We start from the raw sequence: 17,396 nt of genomic DNA, 5'->3' as shown, positions 1-17,396 counted from the left end.
GGAGCACTGCACCGTCATGGCTTTTTTCGAGACTTTGCTCGTGCTCCTGTTCGTCGCCATCCTGCTGTTGCAGGTGACCCGGCGCTTCGCTGTTCCCTACCCGACCATGCTGGCCGTGGCCGGCGTCGTAATCGCGCTGCTGCCTTGGGCGCCGCATCTCCTCATCGAGCCGGAGCTGGCGCTGGCCTTGTTCATCGCGCCGGCGTTGCTGGATTCGGCGTTCGATTTGCCGCCGAGAGAGCTGCGCCGAAATTGGCGGCCGCTGGTGGCACTGGCCGGAGTCGCAGTAATCCTGACCACGGCAGCCGTCGCCTGGACTGCGGTTGCACTCCAGGGAATGCCGCTCGCGGCGGCGATCGCACTCGGCGCCATCGTTGCTCCACCCGACGCAGCAGCCGCTGCCGCCATGCTCGCCCGTGCCGAGATCCCTCGCCGCATGGTCAGCGTGTTGAAAGGCGAAAGCCTGCTCAACGATGGCGTGGCCCTGTTGATCTTCGCCGCGGCTGTGAACATCGCCACCTCCGATAGGCCGGCCACTCACGCGATTCCCGAACTCGCATTCGCCGTGCCCGGAGGAATTCTGTTGGGCATCGCGATCGGCGCGACGCTCGCGTGGATGATGCGTTGGATGTCAGGCACGTTGAGCTCGACATTGATGACCTTCGTGGCCACTTTCGGCGCCTGGATCCTTGCAGAGCGGTTACACCTATCGGCCATTCTCTGCGTAGTTGCGCACGGCATGACGGTCGCCCACATCGTGCCGACGCGGACGCCGCCTCGCGAGCGAGTGCACACCTACGCAGTCTGGGAGGCCGTCGTGTTCTTGCTGAATGTGCTGGCCTTCTTCCTGATGGGCCTGCAAGCGAGCGAGATCCTCAGCCGGTTGAATCCCGCCGAGATCTGGGAAGCCTGCGGTTTCGCCGGCATCGTGTTCGGCGTCGTCGTGGTGGTGAGATTCGCGTGGGTGATGTTGTATATGCGAACCAGCGCCTTCGTGAAATCGAAGCGTGGCAAGCCGACATTCAGCAGCAACGCCCACGCCGTGCTCGTCTCGTGGTGTGGCATGCGCGGGCTGGTGACTTTGGCGACCGCGATGTCTCTGCCCGGCACATTTCCGGAACGCGACTTGATCGTGCTGAGCGCCTTCGCAGTCGTGCTCGGCACGTTGGTCGTGCAGGGTCTGACGCTGCGGCCGTTGATTCGCCACCTGTCGTTTCCGCCCGATCGCTCCTTTGCCAAGGAACTTGCGGCGGCCCGATTGCTGCTGCTGGACGCGGCGCTCAACAGCATGGCGGACCGAGACGACATCGTGGCAGCTCGCCTTCGCGAGACCTACGAAGAGGAAAGAAAGATCGCCGAAGCGGGCAGCCATCCTCGCGACGTGAGCGAGTTCGATGCCGTGCGCCGCCATAACATCGCGGCCAAGCGCAACAAGCTCGCGGAGCTGCGAAGTGAGGGCGCGATCGACGACGATGTCTTTCACGCGCTGGAGCAGGAGCTCGACTGGGCCGAGCTCGCGGTGACGCCGCCGCAGGAATTGGTCGAGAGTTAGTCGGCCTTCTTCTCTGCAGTCGACGGACGCTGCTCCGCCTTCGCGTTCTTGCGGGAACGCCGGCGAGTGATGACGAAGGCCGTCAATCCACCGGCTGAGCTGGCTCCTGCGGCAATCCATGCTGCCGCGGCAAAACATGCTGGGCACATCAGGCGGTCTCCTCGTCGCGAATGTCGTGGGTGACGCTCGACCCAACCGGATCGGCGCCGTAGCGATCGTGGTGCCGGACCCAGGCCATCGGGAATTCGAACGCCCCCTCGTCGCGCCCCTTGGGGGCGATATCCAGGAAGTTGTACGTGTTCACGAACATCTCACAGCCACGGGCGTAGCTCGAATACGTATGAAAGACCTCGCCGGCGGCATCCTTGTAGAAAACGCTGATGCCGTGAGTTTCCTCGGCCGGATACTCGAGCAGCTCGTAGTTGTAATGAGCCGTGTTGTTGGAAATGTCCTGCGGTGTGTGCGAGGCCTGGAAGTCGTAGTTGAAATCCGTGCCGTGCGAGGACACCCAATCGAACTGCCAGCCCATGCGGTGCTTGAATGGGGCGATCTGCGAGTACGGGGCGCGCGACACCGCCATCAACTTCACGTCGCGCTGTTTCAAATGAACGAGCGCGCCGTCGATATGATCGGAGAGGAACGAGCAGCTCGGGCAACCGTGCGGCCAGCCCGGGCTGAACATGAAGTGGTATGTCATCAACTGACTGCTGCCGTCGAACAGATCCGCCAGCGTCCGGCGGCCCTGCGGGCCTTCGAACACATACGGCTTCTCGATGCGCACCCACGGCAGCCCGCGTCGCTCGGCGCTCAGTTGATCGCGCAGGCGAGTCAGTTCCTTCTCTCGTTGCAGCAGGCTCTTGCGGGCTTCCAGCCACTCTTCCCGGGACACGATTGGGTTATTCTTCATCGCACGGCTCCGGCGTGGGTTGATACTCCCAGGACGAACGGGGCGCCGCGATTCCGACAGGGTCGTCATAACTTTTTGCCCGGCTCATGATCTATACCGTCGGCCACTCCAACCACCGGATCGGGCACTTCCTGAAGCTGCTGAGTGGCCCGGGCGTGACCCTGCTAGCCGACGTGCGATCAACGCCTTACAGCCGGTTCAATCCGCAGTTCCGGCGCGACGCGCTAGTCGAGGCGCTCCGCAAGGAAGGGATCGAGTATCTGTTCCTTGGCGAGGAACTGGGGGCGCGGAGCAAAGACCCATCGTGCTACGACGAAGGGCGGGTTAGTTATCGCAAGCTCGCGGCGACGGACCTTTTCCGACAAGGCATCGACCGGCTGTTAACGGCCGCGAAGTCGCACACGGTCGCGATCATGTGCGCAGAAAAGGATCCGCTCGATTGCCACCGCACCATCCTGGTGGCACGCGAGCTAGTGAAGCGCGGCGAGGCGGTTGCGCATATTCTGGCAAGCAGCCAGGTCGAATCGCATGAGCAGGTGATGGAGCGCCTGCGCGAGAAGTTGAAGATCGAGCCGACAGATTTGTTCAGCGACGATGTGGACGAACAGGCTTACGAGCTGCGCGGTCAGCAGATCGCGTATGTCGATCCGAAGGCTGGTCGTCCATTGAAATAGCCGCTGCCGATCGACCGCCGCGCGACCTTCATATTCCGGGCCTGGGGAAAGCAGTTTCTGAAAGAGTGCTGCGGCTAGTGCGTCTGCCGCTTCTTCCCTTCAGCCGCGAGCTTATCCAAGTGCGTGCGAATGTGCGCCGCTTCGGCCGCAGTGTTCGCCAACGAGATTGCCTTGTCGAACGCCACTCGCGCCTCATCGTTGCGGTTCAGCTGCATCAGCAGACCACCGCGCAATCCATGGAAATGAAAGTAACTGGACAGCGCCGACTCGAGCGGCTCGATCATGGCCAGAGCCGCCTCGGGCCCTTCGCACTTCATGACCGCGACCGCGCGATTCAACGTCACGACCGGCGATGGCTGAATCGTTTCCAGCAACGCATACAGCCGATCGATCTCGTTCCAGTTGGTATCTTCCGAGCGCGGCGCCCGCGCGTGAACGGCCGCAATCGCCGCCTGGATCTGATACGGGCCGGGCTGCTGCAAGCGAACGGCTTTATCGAGCAGCGCGAATGCCTCAGCGATCAACTCGCGCCGCCATAAGCGACGATCCTGATCTTCCATCAGGACAATGTTCTGTTCCGCATCGAGACGCGCCGGCGCTCGCGCGTGCTGTAACAACAGCAGCGCATTCAGACCAAGGATCTCCGGATTGCCGCGAAACAGTCGCAGCAGCAGCCGAGACAGACGGATCGCCTCCTCGCACAGCGGCTCGCGAATGTGCAACTCACCGCCGCTCGCCGAGTAGCCTTCGTTGAACAGCAAATAAATCATCGCCGCGACCGTGGACAACCGCTCCGCCCGCTCCACCGCGCCTGGCGTCTCGAACGGCACATCGGCTTGTGAGATCCGACGTTTCGCACGAGTGATCCGTTGCTCCATCGCCGCTTCGCCGACCAGGAATGCGCGCGCGATCTCCTGCACCGACAAGCCCGAAACGATGCGCAAGGCCAGCGCGATTTGCTGAGTCGCCGGCAAGTCCGGGTGGCAGCACACGAACAACAGCCTCAGCACGTCGTCGCGGTAGTCCTCGCTGTCGAGTCGGTCGGCCATGGCAGTTTCGGCATCGCTGGTATCGGAAAGGACTTCTTCATCGGGCAACGCTTGCTGCTTGCTGCGTTTACGCACCTCGTCGAGCGCGAAATTGCGCCCGACCAGAATCAGCCATGCCGCCGGATCGCGAGGCGGGCCATTCACCGGCCACTTCTGCAAGGCGCGCAGGCACGCCTCCTGAAACGCCTCTTCGGCGGTCTCGAGATTGCGGAAGTAGCGCAACAGCGCTGCGACCGCCTGTGGCCGCGCTCCCGTGATCGCAGCGTCGATCCAGCTCAAGTCGCTCATGCGAGCACTCATTCAGCGGCGGCAGTTTTCAGCACACCTGCGTCGAAGAACTGCACCGGACGAATTTCCATACAGCCGGGCTCGTGCACCAGCTCGCGCGCGGCGGCGATGACTTCGTCAAGGGTGTCGCAATCGAACAGGTAGAAACCGAGCATTTGCTCTTTGGTCTCGGCGAACGGCCCGTCGAGCACCACCGTTTCACGACCGGTGCGTACGGTGGTGGCCGTGGTGGTCGGCATGAGACGAGCGACCGGACCGAGCTTGCCTTTGGCAGCAAACTTCGCGAGCACGCCCTGATGATGCGCCATCACGGCGTCGTCCTTCTCCTTCGACCACGCGCCGACGACCGACTCCGAGTTGTAGCAAATGACCGCATACAGCATGGTTAACTCCTCTATGAACCAAGGACGATGCAGTATGACGGATTCCGACACCGCCCCCGTAAGACGAATGAGGGGCGGCGAAAGAGCCAGCTCCTGCACGTCCATGTGCCCGGTGCATTGGGGCCCGGAGTGAAGCTCAGTCGCAGGCGACGGCGGCCAGGACGATGGGCAACTCGTTGATCTTGGAGACGACGATGCGGAAGCCGTCATCGGCCAGCTCGGCCGGATCGAGCTCGATCTGAATCTGGAGATATTCGTCGCCGAGCCGTTCGCTCGCGACCGTGCGCGGGATGAGGTTACGCGCCTGGAAGAATTGCAGTACGCGGACCAGTGCGCCTGGATCCGCTTCCACCACCGCTTTGAGCCGCAGAGCTGCAGCATTGCCGACTTGCATGATTGATCGCCTCTGATTCACCTGAATTCACAATTCGCATCGACACCCCGGCATCCGCAGATGCCGGGCGGCGAATTTGAATTCCGATGATTCGGCGGGCGGTCATATGGCGTGCAATATAGCCCAGCTCTGTCAGCTGCGGAAGTTACCGCAGATCAGCTCGATGGCCCTGTCGGCGATGGCTTCGAGCGCCGCTCGCGATTCCCCAGAGCGCGCTCTAACGGAGATGGTGTGCAGCACCGCCGAGGCCATCAGTGCCAGCGCGGCGGGATCTGCGGACGGATCCAGTTCACCAGCGGCCTTGGCATCACTCAGCCGCAGTTCGATTGCTTGATCCAAGCCACGCAGCGCGCCCAAAAGTTTCTTCCCTACTTCCGGATCCTGTGCGGCTTCGGTGGTAGCAGTGGATATCAAGTAACAGCCACGGGGTCCGCCCTGCTCCAGATAGAGCGATATCGCGTTCTCATAAAAGCGCTGCAGCCCCTCTGCGAGCGAGTGCTCGCGACTCAGCGTTTGCTTTAGAGCTGCCGCGCCGTCAGCGATATAACGATCGAGCGTCTGCAGATACAGCGAGCGCTTGTCGCCAAACGCCGCGTACATGCTGGGTCGGTTCATATCGGTGGCATCGCTGAGTACATCGAGCGATGTAGCCGCATACCCCTGGTCCCAGAAGGCATCCCGCGCCCCGGTCAGCGCAGCGGCGGGGTCATACGCCCGCGGCCGGCCGCGAGCTCGCGTTGCTTTTTTATGTACCATTTCGCATAAAAATACTTGACCGCCGACGACCGGTGGACGAATTATATATCGGTCGGTACAAAAACCCACCAGACCCGGAGCCTGTCCATGAATCTGTACTTCTCACCTCTTGCCTGCTCGCTCGCCACCCGCATTGCGCTGTATGAAGCCGGCGCGCCGGCCGAGTTCACGCAGGTGGACCTCAAGGCCAAGCGCGTGCTCAACACCGGCCGCGATTTCGCCGAAATCAATCGTTTGATGCTGGTCCCCACCCTGAGCGTCGGCGATGGCGCCGTTCTGACGGAGAACACGGCTATTCTGCAGTTCATCGCCGAGCGCTTCCCCGACGCGCAGCTCGCGCCCGCATCGGGACTGCAACGCGCCCGCATGCAGCAGTGGCTGGGCTTCATCGGCACGGAACTGCACAAAGGCATTTTCAATGCGCTGCTGGATCAGAAGGCACCTGAAGGCGCGAAGGAATATGCGCGAACCAAGATCCCGTCCCGCTTCGCGCTGCTCCAGGATCACTTCGCCACGCACGAGTTCGCGCTCGACCGGTTTTCCATCGCCGACGCGTACCTCACGACCATCCTGAACTGGAGCGCATTCAGCGGCGTCGACTTGAAACAGTGGCCGGCGGTGAATGATTACTTCCAGCGCATGCTGAAGCGGCCCAGCGTGGCGCGCGCCATGAAGGAAGAGGTGGCCCTGTATCAAGAGGAAATGCGGCGGGCCAGCTGAAGAACAGCGATCTGCGACGCGCAGATCATCGACTCGCTGCGCGTCACTTTTTACTCGGGATCGGGCATCCTGCCACGCCCCTCGAGCGAGCCAGCAAAAAGGCGCGACTTGTTGCTGCTCGCCGCCGCCTGTGGCGGCGGGATACATCCATGTATCCGGTGATCTCTGTTAGTTATCGCAGCTACGCTTTGCCCTTCTCCGGCAGCGCCACGCTGAATTCCAGCACCTCGTGACCGTCCTCTTTCTCGAGGTTGATCTGCACGGCCTCGGGATCGACATTGATGTACTTGCGGATCACTTCCATCAGCTCACGCCGCAGCGTCGGCAGGTAGTCTGGACCGCCCCGCGCGGTACGTTCCTGGGCAACGATGATACGTAGCCGCTCCTTCGCGACGTTGGCGGTCGGCTGGGAGCGGCGGAAGAATGCGAGTAGTCCCATTCTCAACCTCCGAACATGCGGGCCAGGAAGCCCTTCTTCGGTTCTTCGAGGAACCGTAGCGGCAAGGTGTCGCCCAGCAGCCGGCCGACCGCGTCCTCGTAGGCCCTCGAGACGTCGCTCTGGTCGTTCAGGATGACCGGCGTGCCGGCATTGGACGCCGACAGCACATCCGGCGACTCCGGAATCACGCCGATCACATCGAGACCGAGAATTTCTTTGACGTCCCCGACGCTCATCATCTCGCCGGTGGCGACACGACGCGGGCTGTAGCGGGTCAGCAGCAGATGTTCCTTCACCTTCTCCTCGCCCTTCTCGGCGCGCTGCGTCTTGCTGGAGAGCAGGCCGAGGATGCGATCGGAGTCACGCACCGAGGAAACTTCCGGATTCACGACCACGATGGCGCGGTCGGCGTAGTACATGGCGAGGTGCGCGCCCTTTTCGATGCCGGCGGGCGAATCGCAAATGATGTATTCGAAGCCGTCGGCGATCAGTTCGTCGAACACCTTGCGCACGCCTTCCATCGACAGCGCATCTTTGTCACGCGTCTGCGAGGCGGCCAGGACGAACAGGGTCTCGATGCGCTTGTCCTTGATCAACGCCTGCTTGAGCGTGCAATCGCCCTGGATGACGTTGACGAAGTCGTAAACGACGCGGCGCTCGCATCCCATGATGAGGTCGAGGTTGCGCAGACCGATATCGAAATCGATGACGGCGACCCGCTTGCCTCGGCGTGCCAGGCCGCAAGCGACGCTGGCTGACGTGGTCGTCTTGCCGACGCCCCCCTTGCCGGAAGTTACAACGATGATTTCAGTCAAAGTGGGACTCTCCCCTTGAAGTAGAGTGAGGAAGTTGGTGAGTATTCGATGTCGAAGGAAGGATCGGGCGGGTCTGCACTTCAGCCACCGATGCGGGCGAAGCGCAGATCGTCGCCATCCAGCCAGGCTTGCACGGGCTTGCCGGCCAGCTCGGGCGGCAAGGTCTCGAACACCCGGAACACGCCGGCGATGGAGATCAGCTCGGCATGGAATTCCTGGCAAAACACGCGTGCGGTGACTTCGCCCCGGGCTCCAGCCACGGCGCGCCCGCGCAGCGTTCCATAGATATGTACACAACCGTCGGCAATCACTTCGGCGCCGGCGCCCACCGTTGCGGTGACCACCAGATCCGAATTGCGTGCGTAGACGCGCTGCCCCGAACGAACCGGCTGATGCTGCATCAATGAGGGCGGGTGCAATACCGGCGCCTCGACCGGCGGCGGCGGCGCCTTGGGCACTTCTTTCACCGGCGGCTGCACCGGCGTGGCTTTGCCCTGCACGCGAAACTGCGTCAACACCGGAACATCGAGCGAACGAGCCAGCGTGTCGACCGCCTGCGTGCCGTGGGCCAATCCGACCGCGAGCATGCCGGCGCGACGCACGGCATCGAACACGCCACGCATTTCACTCATCGTGGGCTCTTTTTCCAGCGCGCTCAGGTCCAGGCACACGGCGGTCCGCTCGAAAAACTGCGGCGCCGAAGCTACGCGACCGGTCAACTCATCGAGAATGACCCCCGCATCGGTGGTGCGAATGCGCACCTGCGCCAGACCGACCTGGCCGAAACGGATTTCAACGGCTGGTTCTTTCACAGCTTCGAGGGGTTTATTCATCGCTGACTTTCGCACGGGCCAGGGGGACTTTGCCGAGGCGAAGTGTAGCGGATGCTGCGGCCGCTGCGTGCGCCGATGCAAACTGTCGTACGACGTCGACAGCAGTTTTTTATAGCGCGAGGGAACGATGGGCCGCTCCGATTCGTCATGGCCTAAGGTTCGTCATTCCCTGAGTCTGGCGGCGGCCGCACGCCGTTAGACTTTTCGGCCGGCAAAGATGCCCTCGGCAGGTACACGCATGGCAACGACGCCGCTTTTGTGGACGGGAGGTTGGGATTCCACCTTCCGGTTGCTGACTCTGCTGCTTCGTGAGCAGCAAGAGGTTCAGCCCTACTACATCCTCGACAGCCTGCACTATCGGCCGGCCGTCCCCGCTGAGCGCGAAGCGATGCGACTGATCCGGCAGGCATTGCTGAAGCGCTGGCCCGAGGCGGCTGTCAGATTGGCCGACACCCTCGAGTGCCAGCTCGCCGACATCGAGGCGGACGCCGAAACTCAGCGTTACTACGAGCGTTGCCTCGCCATCGGCTTCATCGGCGGTCAGTACGAATGGCTGGCGCGCTATTGCCGCCAGCACGGCATCGAGGGCATGGAGCTGTCCATTCACCGCGACGATAAAGCCCGCGAGCTGCTCGTCGAGCTGATCGGCCCCGATCGCTATCGACTCGATCCACGCTTCGCCGGCGACTGCCGCTACGAGTTGTTCAAAACGTTCCGCTTCCCGCTGTTCGATATGACCAAGCGGCAAATGCAGGCCGAAGCGCGCGCCGGCGGCTTCGACGAAATCATGAAGCTCACCTGGTTCTGCCATCGCCCGCGCCGCGGCCAGCCGTGCGGAACCTGCAATCCCTGCATCTACACCATCGAGGAAGGCTTGGGTGAACGGGTGCCGCCAAGCGGGCGGTTGCGATATCACCTGCGCGTCGTGCCCAGAATCCGGCACTGGCTGGCGCGGCACCCGGATCTGTACATGCGGGTACGAGCGCTGTATCGCCGATTGCGCCATCCTTCCGTCGCCCCGCCGCGTGCGTCCGCGACTTGAGGAGAGCTTAAGTTCCTGACAGCGCCTGACCGGTTTTCCGCGTAGGGTGACGGCGAACATGAACATCTGGAGACGCCGTCCATGACCGCCACGCAAAGAGATAAAGCCGCCGCGTTCCGATCGTTACACGAACAAGCTCGCGCGTTCGTCATCGCGAACGCGTGGGACGCCGGTTCAGCCATGCTGCTCGCCGGCCTCGGCTTCCCCGCCATCGCGACGTCGAGCGCGGCCTTTGCCAATACGCTGGGCCGACAAGACGGCAAAATCACTCGAGACGAGGCACTCGCTCACTGCAAGACACTGGTCGACGCGGTGACCGTGCCGGTCGCGGCGGATCTGGAGAACGGCTTCGGTCACGCACCCGGCCATGTGGCTGAAACGATTCGACTTGCCGCGCAGACGGGCCTGGCGGGCGGATCCATCGAAGATCACACGGGCGATCCGACCAAACCGATTTATGACTTCGACCAGGCCGTGGAGCGAGTAACGGCGGCTGTGGAAGCAGTAAAGTCGCTGGGCGCGCCGTTCATGCTCACCGCCCGCTGCGAAAACTTTCTGCACGGCCATCCGGATCTCGATGACACGATCAAGCGATTGCAGGCGTTCGAGAAGGCCGGCGCGGATGTGTTGTTTGCACCAGGGTTGCCGGATTTGAAGGCGGTTCGTGCGGTGTGCTCGTCGTTGTCGAAGCCGGTGAACTTCATGGTTGGAATTCCCGGGCGGTCCTTCAGCGTGCCGGAGCTGCAGGAGGCCGGCGTGCGTCGGATCAGCCTGGCGACTTCGTTACACCGGGCGGCGATGAGTGGGGTTTATAACGCCGCGCGTGAGATTCTTGACAAGGGCACGTTTGAGTTCTTGAATGCACTGGTGAGTCCGAAGGAGTTGGGAAAATCGCTCCAGAAATAAGATTCACAAGGTAAGCGCGCCGCCGAGACCAGAACCTCCGCGGCGACGCCTCTCGACCACAACGTCGGGCGTCACGAGTCGCCCTTATCAGCAAGGGCCCCTTCCAAGATGACTCTTCCCCTCGAGAACTCCGCGCCCAGAGATTTCGATTTCATCATTGGAGACTGGACGGTCAAACACAGGCGGCTGAACGAACGCCTGGCCGGCTGCACCTCGTGGACCGAGTTCTCCGGCCGTTCTTCGACACGCAAGACGCTGGGCGGCTTCGGCAACATCGAAGACAACATCCTGCACTTCCCCGAAGCAACGTTCCGAGCGATCGCAGTTCGCTCCTACTGCGCGAAAACCGGCACCTGGTCTATCTGGTGGTTGGATGGTCGCAATCCGATGCAGCTCGACAAACCCGTCTTAGGGAAGTTCAGCGGCAGCACCGGATTGTTCTATACAGATGACGTCTTCGACGGCAAGGCCATAAAGATCCGCTTTACCTGGATCTGTAGTCCGAATGAAGATCCTCGCTGGGAGCAGGCTTTCTCATCCGATGACGGCGCAACTTGGGAAACCAACTGGACCATGCAGTTCACTGCGGTCGGCGAACCCGCTAAGCAGCGCGGCGGGTGAGCGTTGGCGTTCGACTGCATCGATGGCCATCATCTCCAACATCATCGATGCGCTCCGGAAGTTTGGGAGTGCGACGCAGAAGACCGCCCTTCAGCGGCAGGACGAGCAACTGGATGGCAAGCGCGTCATTGATCGAAGGCGCTATGTCGCGCGGAGCGAACTGGGACAGTCTTCTCAGTTCGTAGCTACGACCGAGGCGGAACCCGAGACCATCGTGCCGCTCACGGAGCGGGAACTTGCCCCGATACTCGAGAATGCCGCGTTGGTTGAAGACTTTGTTGTGGCATTTCTCGGCACTGGACTTAGCGACCAGCTTCTCGACAATCTGGACAGTGCATTTGGAGCATGGATGCGCGCAACGGACAAAAAGGGATACTCCGACGAAGCCGTGATAGAGATAGCCGGCGCTGCCTTCGGTGCATTCTGCGCACAATCCCTTGATATGCGTTGGATTCGCCTCACGGACAACTATGGCACAGCCCTGGCCCTCCAGGGACGATCAAAGGACTTTCGCGGCTTCCCGTACCAGGCCATCTCCAAGCGCATTCCGTCGAGAGAATATGGCTTCTTCAAGCCGATATACATTTCACTTCAAGACGCCGCTCGGCGCGACTGGAAGCCGACAGATGCAGCATAACGAGTGCTCGCAGCCGATGCCCGCCGAGCCTCGCGCGGCGCCACCGGCGACGATCTGCTCGATGTTTGAGCAGGCTGGATGGGTTCCTGATCGGCAGATGCCGGTCTCATCTCGCGTACCCAACAATCATCCTGCGTACGCAGTGCTCTCTTCGTTTTCCGGTCTCAGGGTCGGTTCTACCGAGGGGGGCATCGAGTGCGCGGCAAGCGATATCGAGTTCAGGGATGAAGAATCACAGATGGCGGTTGAAACGCGCTGGAGCCGATATCTGAACTCGCAGATCATTTTTGTCGGCTATCAGCACAACGAACACGGTACGCTTTTCATCGATTCGCGTGGGCACGTATATGGCGCGAGCCTCATACATGAAGCTTTTTGGTTGGACGGCGAGGACGTCTGGAGCGGCATCGAAAACGTCTTGCTTGGTCGCCGCAGTCGTCCCGTCCTGCACCCCACTCAGAGTTCGGTCACCTTGTACGGCGAACTCTACGTGCGTGGTGATCCTCGCATTTTCTCGCCGTAAGATTCAGCAGGACCCGACCACAGGTGGTATCACCCCGCGGACGCAGGGTGATACCGGACACGGTCATTTTCCGCCGAGTACCTTTTCCGTTTCCTCCGCCGACAACGGCTGACCCGGATTGATGGTCGGACTTTCCACCCTCTTCTTGGAAGCCGACGCCGGCGCGGACTGGGCCGCGTTGTTGCCGGTCATATCGATGCGGCCGTTGAACACGGCGCCATCCACCAGCCCGACGCGGGGCGCGAAGATGTTGCCGGCGACGCGGCCGGTTTCGTGGACGACGACCGACTCGACGCCGTGCAGGTCGCCTTCGACGCTGCCGTCCACCACAACCACACGCGCATAGATGTTTCCAACCACGGAACCATCGGTACCGATCGTGACGCTCTGGGTGTGATTGATTGAGCCTTCGATCCGGCCCTGCAAGATGAAATCTTCTTCCGCGCTCAACTCGCCTTTGAACCGCAACGTCGGCCCGAGCACGGCGACTTTGCGCTCCGGTGCGGTCGCCTTCGCTGGCGACTCAGCAGCGGGGGAAGAGGTCTGCGATTCAGACAGAGGCATCGAAGACAAAGACGGCACGCGAACCGTGTCCGTGCTCGACTCCTGTCGTTGATCGAATCCGAAGCTGCGCATACGAGGTCTCCAAAATGATTTCTTCAAGGTGAGAACGATCCTGACACGCGGTCCTTCGACAGCATTTACGTTCCCGTCTTACCTCGCAGCTGCGCCGACTTCTTCGAATCCATGTCGACCGCGCCATTGAACTTCGAGCCTTCCACGAGGCACACCGACGGCGCGTGAATATTGCCGCGCAGGTTGCCGGACTCCTCCACATACACCGAACGTTCGGCGTGCAAGTCGCCCTCGACGGTGCCTTCGACCTTGATCGTCTGCGCACTGATGCTCGCTTTGACCTTGCCTTCCTTGCCTACGGTGACGCGCTGGGTGTGTTTGATCGTTCCTTCGATCTGGCCTTGAATCAGCAGGTCCTCGTCGGCCGAGAGCTCGCCCTTGAAGCGCAACGTCGGCGGCAGGATCGACATCCGCTCGCTGGCTGTATCGTACGGATTGCTCATTGTTATCTCCTGGGGTTGCGAACCGCAGCACACTGTAGGCAGCGGCGCACACCGGCAAAGAGAGTTACTTCACAAAATGAACAGCGCGATCCGCATCGCGGCCGATATCACAGAACTGTCACCTTCCCAAAATTGTCACAATGTGCCTGCCCCGAGGGTGATCCCTGAACCGAACCCGCAAGTGTCAAACACAGGTCAGCTCACGCACCGTCCCGGAGCATCAGTGACGCATCTTTTTCAACATGTCGTGCAAGCGGCCTTGGAGCATGCGAGCCATCGCTTCGGAGTAGTGCCGCGACTTTTCCGCATCGTTCTCGCGGCGGTCGGAACGCTTCTTGCGAGCAGAGTTCCGGCGCCGGTTTCTTAGCGCGTGCACGACCTCCATACCGATTTCCAGGGAGTCGTCGTCGCCGAGCACGGCCGCGATCAGCAGGACGCCGTTGTGGGTGAACGCCAGCGGCGGGTAGGTATCGAGTCGGCCGCGGGCGTATCGTTTGGGGAGCTTGATATGCATGCTCTTGTTGAGCATCCATAGTTTGCTGCCGACACGTTTATAGAACGCCGCCAAGCTCAGGCCGAACAGAGCCGCGAGGTCGGCATCCTTGATCGCTTTGCACCCTTCCACGGTGATGACCACAGACGCGAGGGCGCTCGCGTCGATACCCTTGGGCTGGCGCGCGCGCGTCATGGCATCTCCCCGCCGCACGCGCTGGCCGCTAACGCGAGTTGCTTGCCTCGAGCACGTCGATGATCCGAATGACGAAGCGCTGTTGCGTTTTGGTGAGGCGCTGCAAACGCTCGGCGTGGCGCATCGCTCGAGGCGACAAGCGACTTTTTGAAGTACGCGTGGGTTTGGAAAGACCGATCATGTCTTGCACCGGCACTGCAAATGTTCTCGCAATCTGGGCAAGGGTCATCACTGACACCCGGCGGTCGCCGAGCTCGTACGCAAACACCGCCTGCTGCGACACACCGATGGCTCGCGCCAGTTCCGCCTGTGTCATGCCCCTCGATTTTCGCGTGAGCGCGATCTGCGCACCGAGAGATCTGAAATACGCGCGACTTTCGTGCTTGATCACTATCCTGTGCTTCCGTTGTAGTTTCCATGAAGATACAAATCCTTTATTGGGATTAAAATAAGAAACATTTTCCTGCTGTGACCTGGCGATATCCGCTTCGTGATGCTGGCAATCCGATTTCGCCGTGGAGTTTCCGTGCAGCCCGCCTCAATCTCTGTTTCGCAGATTGCCACCCTCTGAGCGGCCGTTGTTTCCTCAAAAGTTAGAAAATGCGCAAACTCTTATCCTCGCAGGGCGCGGGAGTTTTCTCGGAAAGATTGGATGCCCGCGGACCCGCGCATGAAAGCCGTGAGAATTTCCGCGCCGCTTCACACGGCAGCCCGGCTCGCCGATACTGCACTTCTTCGCGGCGAGGGAGCCAAATGTGAACGATCTGAGCTTCAGCGGGTTTCTGGTGCGGGTGGTGCTGTCACTGATTCTCGTGCTGCTGACTTTCAACCCCAGCGGCTATTCGTATGTCCACATGGTCGCCGACGGTTTTCCGAGTGTGACGCCGGTGGAGGCGGTGCTCGGCATCCTGCTGTTGATCGGCTGGATCGTGTTCCTGGGAGCGACGCTCAAGTCCATCGGCCTGATCGGGATGGTGCTGGCGCTTGCGCTGTGCGCCGCACTGGTCTGGCTGGTCGCGTCGTGGGGCTGGGTCAGCCTGGAGAACACCAACGCGCTGATCTGGGTCGGGCTGGTGGTGCTGGCGCTGATCATGGCCATCGGCATGGCCTGGGCTCATCTCTACCGTCGCTGGACGGGCCAGACGACGGTGGATGAGGTCAACGAAGGGCAGTGACGCTTACTCGGCCTGCCTCGCCGGCGCGGTCTTCCAGTAGACCGTGTAGCGCTGGTAATCCAACTCATGGAACGGTCGCAGCGTCACTTCCTTGCGAGGCTCGCTGGTCGTCAACTTGAACGCCAGCGCGTCGCCGGGAACGCGACGCAGACTGGCGGCCAGTTGCTGAGGAGTTCCCGACAGCGACGGCACCTCGATCGATTCGAGTTTCAGATTCGCCTGCTGCTCCTTCGCATACGGCACCGTCGGCCCCGCGGGTGCGGGACCGAGATCGCCGCCCAGCACGACCGGACCATAGACGAACGCGAACTGATCGTCCGATCCGTGCAGCGGTTCGATCCGCACCGAGGTTGGGATGGTCATCTCGAGCACATCGCCCTTCTTCCATGCTCTTTGCAGCGTCGCGTACGAGCCCGGCTTTGCCTCGACGGCCGCCGGTTTTCCGTTCAGTGTCACCGTGGCGTTGCCTGCCGCCCAGGCGGGCACACGAACTCGCAACGACAGCGGCGCGGTCGGCGCCTTGGTCACAGTGAGTGAAGTGCGATTCTCGTTCGGGTACAGCGTGTTCTGCTGCAATTCCAAGCCGCGCTCGTTCCAGTGCAGCACCGACGGAATGAACAAGTTCACATAGAGCGCGTCGGACGTGTGGAAATAGATCGCCGCGCCGTACTTGCTGTGATTCTCCATGCCGCTGCCCACGCAGCACCAGAACGAGTCGTGCGGCGTGCTGTACGTTTTGAAGTGCCCCGCCTTGAGCGACATGAAATACGTGAACATGCCCTGCTTCGGTTCCTGTGAAGCGAGGATGTGGTTGTACAGCGCGCGTTCCTCGAAATCGGCGTACGCAACCTGCGGCTGCCAGCCGAACAGCCGCTCGGTGAGGCGGAGCATGTTATAGGTGTTGCAGGTCTCCGCGGTCGCAGCGCTCAAATGCTCCGACGCCGCGTTCGGTGAGAAGAAGAACTCGCCGTCGCTGTTGCCGCCAATGGCCCACGAGTGGTTTTGGACCACCGTCTTCCAGAAATTCTCGGCGATCGGTCGGCCTTCCGACTGATTCGCGACTTCGTAGCCGCGCGCGGCGCCGATGACCTTCGGAATCTGTGTGTTCGCGTGCTTGCCGGGCAACTCGTCACGCCCCGCGAGCAGCGGGTCGAGAATGGCTCGGTGCTCGAAGCGCTGCGCCGTCTTCAGATATCGATCGTTCCTGGTCAGTCCATAGATATCGAACAGCACTTCGCGCATGCCGCCATGCTCGACCTGCAACATCGTTTGCTGCTGATCTGGCGTCAGGTGCGCGGTGATGTCGTCCACCCAGTTCGCCAGCTTCAAGGTCACTTCTTTGGCTTGCGCACTCTCGCCGAGCGTCCACGCGTCTCTCAAACCGGCGAGCACCTTGTGCTGCGTGTACCAGGGCACCCAGGCGCCATTCTTGAAGAAGAATGCATCCTTGACCTCGACCTTGCCCTGCTTGAAGCCGCGCATGGTCGACAGCTCCACCTCAGGCAGCGCGCCGACATAGCCATCGCCGTAAGCGCGCTGTGCTTCGGCCATCTCGCCGATGATGTAGTCCAGGCGCTGCTTGAAACGCGGATCGTGAGTCGCCGCGTACTGCTGCGACAGAGCCGTCAGATAGTGACCGAGCGTGTGGCCGGCGATGCCTTGCGATTCCCAGCCGCCATACAACTCGCCCTTGGGCTGCAAGCCTGCGTACTTGCGCGTGTTGTGCAGCAGGCGATCCGCATCGAGGCTCAGCAGATACCCGGCATTGCGCTCCATCGCTTGTTTGAACGGACTGTCCAGCAGCTCGACGTCGCCGAGGCCGAAGGTCTTGACTGCCGGCGTCGCCGCTTCCATGGCCAGGCTCGCCATGACCAGCGTTCCGAACAATACAGTTCGCAGCAACTGCATGGCGTCT

General features: G+C 61.5%; 22 protein-coding genes. 9 read left to right on the top strand and 13 right to left on the bottom strand.

Features of this window, described 5'->3' with window-relative positions:
• Positions 1 to 16: 16 nt before the first annotated feature.
• Positions 17 to 1,552 carry a cation:proton antiporter gene (locus EK373_RS07525; RefSeq protein WP_129642085.1) on the top strand — a complete coding sequence of 512 codons (1,536 nt, stop codon included), beginning with the start codon at positions 17 to 19 and terminating at the stop codon, positions 1,550 to 1,552.
• A 148-nt stretch (positions 1,553 to 1,700) separates the two neighbouring features.
• Here EK373_RS07525 and EK373_RS07520 read toward each other — a convergent pair whose 3' ends face one another.
• A complete protein-coding gene (locus tag EK373_RS07520) occupies positions 1,701 to 2,459 on the bottom strand; it encodes a DUF899 domain-containing protein (protein WP_129642084.1) in 759 nt (252 codons plus the stop codon).
• 86 nt (positions 2,460 to 2,545) lie between these two features.
• Between EK373_RS07520 and EK373_RS07515 the strand changes: the two genes are divergently transcribed.
• A complete protein-coding gene (locus tag EK373_RS07515) occupies positions 2,546 to 3,133 on the top strand; it encodes a DUF488 domain-containing protein (RefSeq protein ID WP_129642083.1) in 588 nt (195 codons plus the stop codon).
• 74 nt (positions 3,134 to 3,207) lie between these two features.
• On the opposite strand, the gene EK373_RS07510 is transcribed toward EK373_RS07515, so the two are convergent.
• The 4 genes from EK373_RS07510 to EK373_RS07495 all read right to left on the bottom strand — a co-directional run bounded on the left by EK373_RS07510 (position 3,208) and on the right by EK373_RS07495 (position 6,003).
• Complete coding sequence (locus EK373_RS07510) at positions 3,208 to 4,470, bottom strand: RNA polymerase sigma factor (RefSeq protein WP_129642082.1); 1,263 nt, start codon at positions 4,468 to 4,470, stop codon at positions 3,208 to 3,210.
• Positions 4,471 to 4,478: 8 nt separating this feature from the next.
• Complete coding sequence (locus EK373_RS07505) at positions 4,479 to 4,853, bottom strand: YciI family protein (RefSeq protein ID WP_129643413.1); 375 nt, start codon at positions 4,851 to 4,853, stop codon at positions 4,479 to 4,481.
• Positions 4,854 to 4,989: 136 nt separating this feature from the next.
• Positions 4,990 to 5,247: a hypothetical protein gene (locus EK373_RS07500; protein WP_129642081.1), complete on the bottom strand. Its 258-nt coding sequence runs from the start codon at positions 5,245 to 5,247 to the stop codon at positions 4,990 to 4,992.
• Positions 5,248 to 5,379: 132 nt separating this feature from the next.
• Positions 5,380 to 6,003, bottom strand: a complete 624-nt coding sequence (locus tag EK373_RS07495; protein ID WP_129642080.1) for a TetR/AcrR family transcriptional regulator — start codon at positions 6,001 to 6,003, stop codon at positions 5,380 to 5,382.
• A gap of 87 nt (positions 6,004 to 6,090) precedes the next feature.
• Here EK373_RS07495 and EK373_RS07490 point away from each other — a divergent pair, with 87 nt between their 5' ends.
• Positions 6,091 to 6,723, top strand: a complete 633-nt coding sequence (locus tag EK373_RS07490) for a glutathione binding-like protein (protein WP_129642079.1) — start codon at positions 6,091 to 6,093, stop codon at positions 6,721 to 6,723.
• 181 nt (positions 6,724 to 6,904) lie between these two features.
• Here the strand turns inward: EK373_RS07490 and minE are convergent, their stop codons facing one another.
• The 3 genes from minE to minC all read right to left on the bottom strand — a co-directional run bounded on the left by minE (position 6,905) and on the right by minC (position 8,810).
• Positions 6,905 to 7,162 carry a cell division topological specificity factor MinE gene (gene minE, locus EK373_RS07485; protein WP_129642078.1) on the bottom strand — a complete coding sequence of 86 codons (258 nt, stop codon included), beginning with the start codon at positions 7,160 to 7,162 and terminating at the stop codon, positions 6,905 to 6,907.
• 2 nt (positions 7,163 to 7,164) lie between these two features.
• The gene (gene minD, locus EK373_RS07480; RefSeq protein ID WP_129642077.1) at positions 7,165 to 7,977 is read right to left on the bottom strand and encodes a septum site-determining protein MinD; all 813 of its coding nucleotides are present in this window, start codon (positions 7,975 to 7,977) and stop codon (positions 7,165 to 7,167) included.
• Positions 7,978 to 8,057: 80 nt separating this feature from the next.
• The gene (gene minC, locus EK373_RS07475) at positions 8,058 to 8,810 is read right to left on the bottom strand and encodes a septum site-determining protein MinC (protein WP_129642076.1); all 753 of its coding nucleotides are present in this window, start codon (positions 8,808 to 8,810) and stop codon (positions 8,058 to 8,060) included.
• Positions 8,811 to 9,048: 238 nt separating this feature from the next.
• Between minC and EK373_RS07470 the strand changes: the two genes are divergently transcribed.
• The 5 genes from EK373_RS07470 (at position 9,049) to EK373_RS07450 (ending at position 12,539) form a co-directional block, all read left to right on the top strand.
• Complete coding sequence (locus EK373_RS07470; RefSeq protein ID WP_157994268.1) at positions 9,049 to 9,852, top strand: adenine nucleotide alpha hydrolase family protein; 804 nt, start codon at positions 9,049 to 9,051, stop codon at positions 9,850 to 9,852.
• A gap of 81 nt (positions 9,853 to 9,933) precedes the next feature.
• The gene (locus EK373_RS07465; RefSeq protein WP_129642074.1) at positions 9,934 to 10,758 is read left to right on the top strand and encodes an isocitrate lyase/PEP mutase family protein; all 825 of its coding nucleotides are present in this window, start codon (positions 9,934 to 9,936) and stop codon (positions 10,756 to 10,758) included.
• A gap of 108 nt (positions 10,759 to 10,866) precedes the next feature.
• A complete protein-coding gene (locus tag EK373_RS07460; RefSeq protein WP_129642073.1) occupies positions 10,867 to 11,379 on the top strand; it encodes a DUF1579 domain-containing protein in 513 nt (170 codons plus the stop codon).
• Between the two features lie 22 nt (positions 11,380 to 11,401).
• The gene (locus EK373_RS07455; RefSeq protein WP_157994267.1) at positions 11,402 to 12,016 is read left to right on the top strand and encodes a DUF3806 domain-containing protein; all 615 of its coding nucleotides are present in this window, start codon (positions 11,402 to 11,404) and stop codon (positions 12,014 to 12,016) included.
• Positions 12,006 to 12,539 carry an SUKH-3 domain-containing protein gene (locus EK373_RS07450; protein WP_157994266.1) on the top strand — a complete coding sequence of 178 codons (534 nt, stop codon included), beginning with the start codon at positions 12,006 to 12,008 and terminating at the stop codon, positions 12,537 to 12,539. Before EK373_RS07455 ends, EK373_RS07450 begins: the two co-directional genes overlap by 11 nt.
• Before the next feature lie 63 nt (positions 12,540 to 12,602).
• Here the strand turns inward: EK373_RS07450 and EK373_RS07445 are convergent, their stop codons facing one another.
• The 4 genes from EK373_RS07445 to EK373_RS07430 all read right to left on the bottom strand — a co-directional run bounded on the left by EK373_RS07445 (position 12,603) and on the right by EK373_RS07430 (position 14,697).
• Positions 12,603 to 13,175, bottom strand: a complete 573-nt coding sequence (locus EK373_RS07445; protein WP_129642070.1) for a bactofilin family protein — start codon at positions 13,173 to 13,175, stop codon at positions 12,603 to 12,605.
• A 65-nt stretch (positions 13,176 to 13,240) separates the two neighbouring features.
• Complete coding sequence (locus tag EK373_RS07440) at positions 13,241 to 13,618, bottom strand: bactofilin family protein (RefSeq protein ID WP_129642069.1); 378 nt, start codon at positions 13,616 to 13,618, stop codon at positions 13,241 to 13,243.
• Between the two features lie 220 nt (positions 13,619 to 13,838).
• Positions 13,839 to 14,306, bottom strand: a complete 468-nt coding sequence (locus EK373_RS07435; RefSeq protein WP_129642068.1) for a hypothetical protein — start codon at positions 14,304 to 14,306, stop codon at positions 13,839 to 13,841.
• A 28-nt stretch (positions 14,307 to 14,334) separates the two neighbouring features.
• Positions 14,335 to 14,697: a helix-turn-helix transcriptional regulator gene (locus EK373_RS07430; RefSeq protein ID WP_269813219.1), complete on the bottom strand. Its 363-nt coding sequence runs from the start codon at positions 14,695 to 14,697 to the stop codon at positions 14,335 to 14,337.
• 364 nt (positions 14,698 to 15,061) lie between these two features.
• Between EK373_RS07430 and EK373_RS07425 the strand changes: the two genes are divergently transcribed.
• Positions 15,062 to 15,481 carry a DUF6524 family protein gene (locus EK373_RS07425; protein WP_129642066.1) on the top strand — a complete coding sequence of 140 codons (420 nt, stop codon included), beginning with the start codon at positions 15,062 to 15,064 and terminating at the stop codon, positions 15,479 to 15,481.
• A gap of 3 nt (positions 15,482 to 15,484) precedes the next feature.
• Here EK373_RS07425 and EK373_RS07420 read toward each other — a convergent pair whose 3' ends face one another.
• Complete coding sequence (locus EK373_RS07420; RefSeq protein ID WP_129642065.1) at positions 15,485 to 17,389, bottom strand: glycoside hydrolase family 127 protein; 1,905 nt, start codon at positions 17,387 to 17,389, stop codon at positions 15,485 to 15,487.
• Between the last annotated feature and the right edge of the window lie 7 nt (positions 17,390 to 17,396).

The organism is Peristeroidobacter agariperforans, from assembly GCF_004138335.1.
In the GTDB taxonomy this organism is placed as follows: domain Bacteria; phylum Pseudomonadota; class Gammaproteobacteria; order Steroidobacterales; family Steroidobacteraceae; genus Steroidobacter; species Steroidobacter agariperforans.
This window is presented reverse-complemented; position numbering and strand designations above follow the sequence as displayed.

Excerpts from the sequence above, each read along its gene's own strand:
- EK373_RS07420 (WP_129642065.1), bottom strand. The coding sequence starts at position 17,389 with ATGCAGTTGCTGCGAACTGTATTGTTCGGAACGCTGGTCATGGCGAGC.
- EK373_RS07510 (WP_129642082.1), bottom strand. The coding sequence starts at position 4,470 with ATGAGCGACTTGAGCTGGATCGACGCTGCGATCACGGGAGCGCGGCCA.
- EK373_RS07500 (WP_129642081.1), bottom strand. The coding sequence starts at position 5,247 with ATGCAAGTCGGCAATGCTGCAGCTCTGCGGCTCAAAGCGGTGGTGGAA.
- EK373_RS07520 (WP_129642084.1), bottom strand. The coding sequence starts at position 2,459 with ATGAAGAATAACCCAATCGTGTCCCGGGAAGAGTGGCTGGAAGCCCGC.
- EK373_RS07525 (WP_129642085.1), top strand. The coding sequence starts at position 17 with ATGGCTTTTTTCGAGACTTTGCTCGTGCTCCTGTTCGTCGCCATCCTG.
- minC (WP_129642076.1), bottom strand. The coding sequence starts at position 8,810 with ATGAATAAACCCCTCGAAGCTGTGAAAGAACCAGCCGTTGAAATCCGT.
- EK373_RS07460 (WP_129642073.1), top strand. The coding sequence starts at position 10,867 with ATGACTCTTCCCCTCGAGAACTCCGCGCCCAGAGATTTCGATTTCATC.
- EK373_RS07515 (WP_129642083.1), top strand. The coding sequence starts at position 2,546 with ATGATCTATACCGTCGGCCACTCCAACCACCGGATCGGGCACTTCCTG.
- EK373_RS07445 (WP_129642070.1), bottom strand. The coding sequence starts at position 13,175 with ATGCGCAGCTTCGGATTCGATCAACGACAGGAGTCGAGCACGGACACG.
- EK373_RS07455 (WP_157994267.1), top strand. The coding sequence starts at position 11,402 with ATGGCCATCATCTCCAACATCATCGATGCGCTCCGGAAGTTTGGGAGT.
- EK373_RS07440 (WP_129642069.1), bottom strand. The coding sequence starts at position 13,618 with ATGAGCAATCCGTACGATACAGCCAGCGAGCGGATGTCGATCCTGCCG.
- minE (WP_129642078.1), bottom strand. The coding sequence starts at position 7,162 with ATGGGACTACTCGCATTCTTCCGCCGCTCCCAGCCGACCGCCAACGTC.
- EK373_RS07465 (WP_129642074.1), top strand. The coding sequence starts at position 9,934 with ATGACCGCCACGCAAAGAGATAAAGCCGCCGCGTTCCGATCGTTACAC.
- EK373_RS07495 (WP_129642080.1), bottom strand. The coding sequence starts at position 6,003 with ATGGTACATAAAAAAGCAACGCGAGCTCGCGGCCGGCCGCGGGCGTAT.
- EK373_RS07470 (WP_157994268.1), top strand. The coding sequence starts at position 9,049 with ATGGCAACGACGCCGCTTTTGTGGACGGGAGGTTGGGATTCCACCTTC.
- EK373_RS07435 (WP_129642068.1), bottom strand. The coding sequence starts at position 14,306 with ATGACGCGCGCGCGCCAGCCCAAGGGTATCGACGCGAGCGCCCTCGCG.
- EK373_RS07490 (WP_129642079.1), top strand. The coding sequence starts at position 6,091 with ATGAATCTGTACTTCTCACCTCTTGCCTGCTCGCTCGCCACCCGCATT.
- EK373_RS07450 (WP_157994266.1), top strand. The coding sequence starts at position 12,006 with ATGCAGCATAACGAGTGCTCGCAGCCGATGCCCGCCGAGCCTCGCGCG.
- EK373_RS07505 (WP_129643413.1), bottom strand. The coding sequence starts at position 4,853 with ATGCTGTATGCGGTCATTTGCTACAACTCGGAGTCGGTCGTCGGCGCG.